Source organism: Streptomyces graminilatus, assembly GCF_001418565.1.
Taxonomy (GTDB): Bacteria; Actinomycetota; Actinomycetes; order Streptomycetales; family Streptomycetaceae; genus Streptomyces; species Streptomyces graminilatus.
In genome coordinates, this window is the sequence record NZ_LIQQ01000469.1 from 1 (window position 1) to 4,221 (window position 4,221).

The 4,221-nt window shown below is 67.2% G+C and carries 3 protein-coding genes and 3 pseudogenes; 2 read left to right on the forward strand and 4 right to left on the reverse strand.

From position 1 onward, the window contains the following. Positions 1-137: 137 nt before the first annotated feature. Positions 138-401 (forward strand): annotated as a pseudogene (locus tag AOK08_RS33120) (recombinase family protein); the annotation flags it as partial. A gap of 364 nt (positions 402-765) precedes the next feature. Continuing rightward, positions 766-897 (forward strand): annotated as a pseudogene (locus tag AOK08_RS43945) (IS5/IS1182 family transposase); the annotation flags it as partial. Between the two features lie 97 nt (positions 898-994). Here the strand turns inward: AOK08_RS43945 and AOK08_RS33125 are convergent. The 4 genes and pseudogenes from AOK08_RS33125 to AOK08_RS33140 form a co-directional block, all read right to left on the reverse strand. Then, the gene (locus AOK08_RS33125) at positions 995-2,182 is read right to left on the reverse strand and encodes a M20 metallopeptidase family protein (RefSeq protein ID WP_079054417.1); all 1,188 of its coding nucleotides are present in this window, start codon (positions 2,180-2,182) and stop codon (positions 995-997) included. Between the two features lie 272 nt (positions 2,183-2,454). Continuing rightward, the gene (locus tag AOK08_RS33130) at positions 2,455-2,820 is read right to left on the reverse strand and encodes a hypothetical protein (protein ID WP_055532915.1); all 366 of its coding nucleotides are present in this window, start codon (positions 2,818-2,820) and stop codon (positions 2,455-2,457) included. A gap of 192 nt (positions 2,821-3,012) precedes the next feature. Next, positions 3,013-3,407 (reverse strand): annotated as a pseudogene (locus AOK08_RS33135) (transposase); the annotation flags it as partial. A gap of 329 nt (positions 3,408-3,736) precedes the next feature. Next, positions 3,737-4,221: PP2C family protein-serine/threonine phosphatase (locus tag AOK08_RS33140; RefSeq protein WP_157876886.1), on the reverse strand; the 485-nt coding region annotated here is incomplete at its 5' end.

The following is a 4,221-nucleotide window of genomic DNA, read 5'->3' on the forward strand; positions in this document are numbered from 1 at the left end:
CAATCGCCGGACGGGCTGGGTATTTCAGCCCGTCCTCCGGATACTCCAGACGTACCACTCTGGAGTGATCGCAGGTGAGCGTACTCGCCGCCCCGCTCGTCCGCCCCACCGGGAATCTGTCGGCCCCCACAGCCGACATGACGACTACACCCCGGAACCCCCTGGCCTGCACGGTCTACACCGAGACCCCGCGGGGTGTGCGGTGTGTCCGGCTGTCCGTGATGACGGACGAGACCACCAGCCCGGAGCAGCAGCGCGAAGCCGACGACATAGCCGCTGCTGCACTCGATATCGACTTCGCCGAGGGCGAGACGCTCCGCGAAGCGGTCGACCTGGACGTGTCGACATCGAAGTTCGGTCCCTTCGACCGTCCCCAGCTCGGCGGATGGCTCGCCTGCCCTGCGAACTGATGCCGTCCTAAGCCGCATACACATGACCAGTCGCAGGTAAACGCCAAACCGCCCCCACCTTGTGACTACTTGCGAGGGTGCAGCGGACAGGTCAGCCGAGTGAAGGCCCATCGGCCACTCTCAGCCACCCCTCCGTTTCTGGATTTCCGTCCTCAGCATTCCAGCAATCGCGGCGAGAATGAATAACAGTGACCGGCCGCATTGTTTCGGCACCTTAGGATGGCAACCATTGCCGACCACTTCCTTGAGCCTTTTCCAACCTCCTGTGCGGGCTGGGCAGTTGGCCTGACAAACGGATGAAGCCCCTGGTAGATGGGTTTTCGACCAAGAGAATCGTCTCCACCAGAGGCTTCGAATGCTTGTCTACCCGTCCGGCGTCGACGTGTCCGGCTCTGCCCTGCGCTTCCTCGCTGCCCGCCTGAGGAAACACCGTCATGCTCTCGGAACTCGATGGCGGCGCCTGAGCGCGGGCCGACAGGCCCTGCTCACCTGGGGCCGACCGGAGCCACCGTGCCACCGCGGGCAGTGCGCATTTTTGCATCTCACGTTGGCGAGGTGCGCTGCCCGGCCGACCGGGATGCAGCTCAGGCGAGGGCATCGAGACGGTGTGACAGGAACCCCGCCATCGCGCGGACCCCGATCCCGATCGCGTGCTCGTCGGCAGCGAAGTCCGGGGAGTGGGGGACCCCGTTGATGCCCGCTTCCGGGTTGGCGACGCCGAGGTAGAACATCGCTCCGGACACCTGGTGCAGGAAGTACGCGAAGTCCTCGCCGTTGAACGGATACGCCGCGTGCAACACCATGACCGCGTCCGCACCCAGGGCGCCTCGCAGGTACGAGGCTGCCGCCGCGTTGAGCTCCGGCGAGCACACCATGGCGGGCAACGGAGGCTCGGTGAACTCCACCCGCCCACGGGGCAGCGCATCCATCCAGCGCCGCACCTCCTCACGGATCTCGGCGTACCGGCTCTCGGGCCAGGCCCGCAGATAGGCGTGCACGCGCGCGCCATCATCGCCCGAGCTCGAATGGGACAGGGCGTAGACAAAGCGCGCCAGCGGGCCGTCCGGGGTCTGCATGTCGTCCATGAGCTGCTGGAACTGTCCGGGCGTCTGCGGGCGCCCGACAGTCGACAATCCGTCGATCATGGCGACGAGCCGCTTGGCGTCGTCGTCGGCGCCCGGCCCCGCCAGCTCGATCCGGAAGCGGTCTTGCCCCGGCTGACCCGGCCCGACCGCGAACGTGCCGACTGGATTGGAGCCGCAGTGCAGCGCGTAGATCTCCCGCGGCGCGGTCCGCTCCAGGACCCCGTCCTCGATCATCGCCCGGGCGCCCTCGCACGTCTCCTCGGCCGGCTGGAAGACGAAGACGACCCGGCCGTTCAGCTGCTTCCGCAGCCGTGCGAGGACCAAGGCGATACCCACCCCGATCGCCGTGTGCAGGTCGTGGCCGCACAGGTGGGCCGCCCCCGGGACCTGCGAGGCGAAGGCACAGTCGAACAGTTCGTCGTCGTCGACCGCGTCCATGTCGGCCCGGTAGGCGACGGTCGGGCCCTCACCCGCACCGTCGAGCAGCGCCACCACACCATGGCCGCCCACGCCGGTTACGACGGCCAGACCCGCGGCGCGAAGCCGCTCGGCGACCAGTGCTGATGTGCGCCGCTCCTCACCGGCAAGATCGGGATGCCGGTGGATGTCGCGGCGCATCCCGATCAGCTCATCGTCGATCTCGGCCGCCATCTTGTCGATCATCGCGTGGTCCAGCGCGGAAGACATGCGCCGGAGGCTACACGAGCCGATCTCCAACCCGGCCTTGAAGTTGGAAAAGGCTCCTTGAGTCGCGACGTCCGCCAGTACTCCAGCAGCACTTCGCGCGGGCCGTTGCCAACAGCATGCGCGGCCAGGGACGGCACGCCGGCATCATGCCAGGTGAGCGAGACGCGAGGTCTCCAATAGCTGACGCTGCATCAGTTTGACGGGCTTCCGGGGATGGCCCTGACCTGCGAAAACGCAGAAGTGCAACTGGAGTATTAGAGGCCGTGCCGCCCTCATGCCCGGTCCGTCAGGTCCTCGGCGAATACCTGAGACAGCGGCTGCGGTCCCACGTACTGCTGACAGTTGCATTGGCCGGCCTCGTAACGCAGCGGCTTCTTGTTCTCGTTCCAGGCCATCGGCACCTCGACACTTTCATGGCACCGGCCCTGCTTGTCGTGCTTGGCGAGATGGTGCGTGCATCCGCACACAGCCTCCGGCGGCTTGTGCGCCGCTTCGATGGCCAATCGTTCCTGCTTCGCCACCTCCAGCAACTGCAGCTTGCGCTCATGCCGATTGCGCAGCGCGGTGCGGACGTTGTCGGCCGCCCACGCGAAGCCACCCGTCCAGAAAATAATGAGAACCCACCAGAACCAGTCCATGACTGTCCCCTCCCCCTGTTCCGCCGTGGGTCAGCATAGATGGCTCATCGGAGGCGTCGTCCATGTCACGCAGGCAGCTTCTGGTGGGAAGCCGCATACGTGCACGACACCTGTCGCATATGCCGCCAACGCTTCCACCGACCCGAGCAGGAACAACCCGACCGGAGCCAACACCTACGAATCAGTAGCCGTACAGAACCGCACGTCCCCCGTCAGACCGCAATGCTGGTGAGCGACCCTCACCGAGTGCGTGCCCTTCTTCTGGACCTGGGTGTCGTCCAGCACCAGCGTCACCTCCGGGTCACCGATCCCGGCGATCACGTAGTCCCGCAGCACGTCCGCCGACCACGACGCGGCGTTCAAGAACTTCTGCACCCGGTCCGGCGTCGCATGCCCCGCCCGCACCGACAGAGTCCACCCGTTCACCCGGCCCAAGCCCGCCAGCAGGCCCTCGACCAGGCCCTCGACCAGGTCCGCGAACACCTCCCGCGGCTCCGGCCGCGCGAACAGGTCCCCCAACCCTCCGTCAGCGACACCAACTCATCAGCCCACAGGCCGAGATGCTCCTCCGTCACATCCACCAGCATGACCACTCAACGACAGCACCGATCAACCGTCACAAGATCTGCTGCTGTAGTACTAACGGGAACTGAAGTGATCTACGTCCAGCGTAACCCCAGGACCCCATAGGGGAACCCCAAACGAGTTGGAACGGGGTTCCCCAAATGGGCTTGCGGGGTTCCCCGTTCGAGGTTCCCGGAGATGTCCTGCCTGCCTGAAGCTCTTCAGACGGCGCGACCCACGTGCCGAACGGTCAGACCCCCCGCGACGCGGCGAACGTCCGGGGGCGCGGCCACCAACCGGTAGGAGGTTGACGGCAGTGCCCAAAGCTGCGATGATGCTCGGCTCACGCCCATCACGCCGCCGGGCGGGTGACGGCCGCTTCGGCACCCGTCGCGGCGGAACCCGCCGCACCACGCCCCGACGGGTCGGGGACCACGACCTCCCGGACCGTCGGTTTGCGGATGAGGAGCAGGGCCGCGTCGTCGTGGAGCCGGCCGCCCACATGGGCCAGCAGTTCCTCGTGGAGGGCGTCGAGGGTGCGGGCCGGTTCGTCGGAGGCGTGGCGGGCCAGTCCTTCGTGGAGGGGATAGAAGGAGCGGCCCCGGTCGCGGGCCTCGGTGACCCCGTCGGTGTACAGCAGTAGCTGGTCGCCGTCGGTGAAGGGCAGTACCTGGAGGTCGGGAGCGTGCCCGGTGAGGGCGCGCAGGCCGAGCGGCGGGGCCGGGTGGGTGGGCTCGACGGTCACGAGGGTGCCCGAGGCACGGACCAGCAGCGGGGGCGCGTGTCCGCAGGTCACCACTTCCAGGTGAACGGGCCTCGGATATCCGGCGACGACGG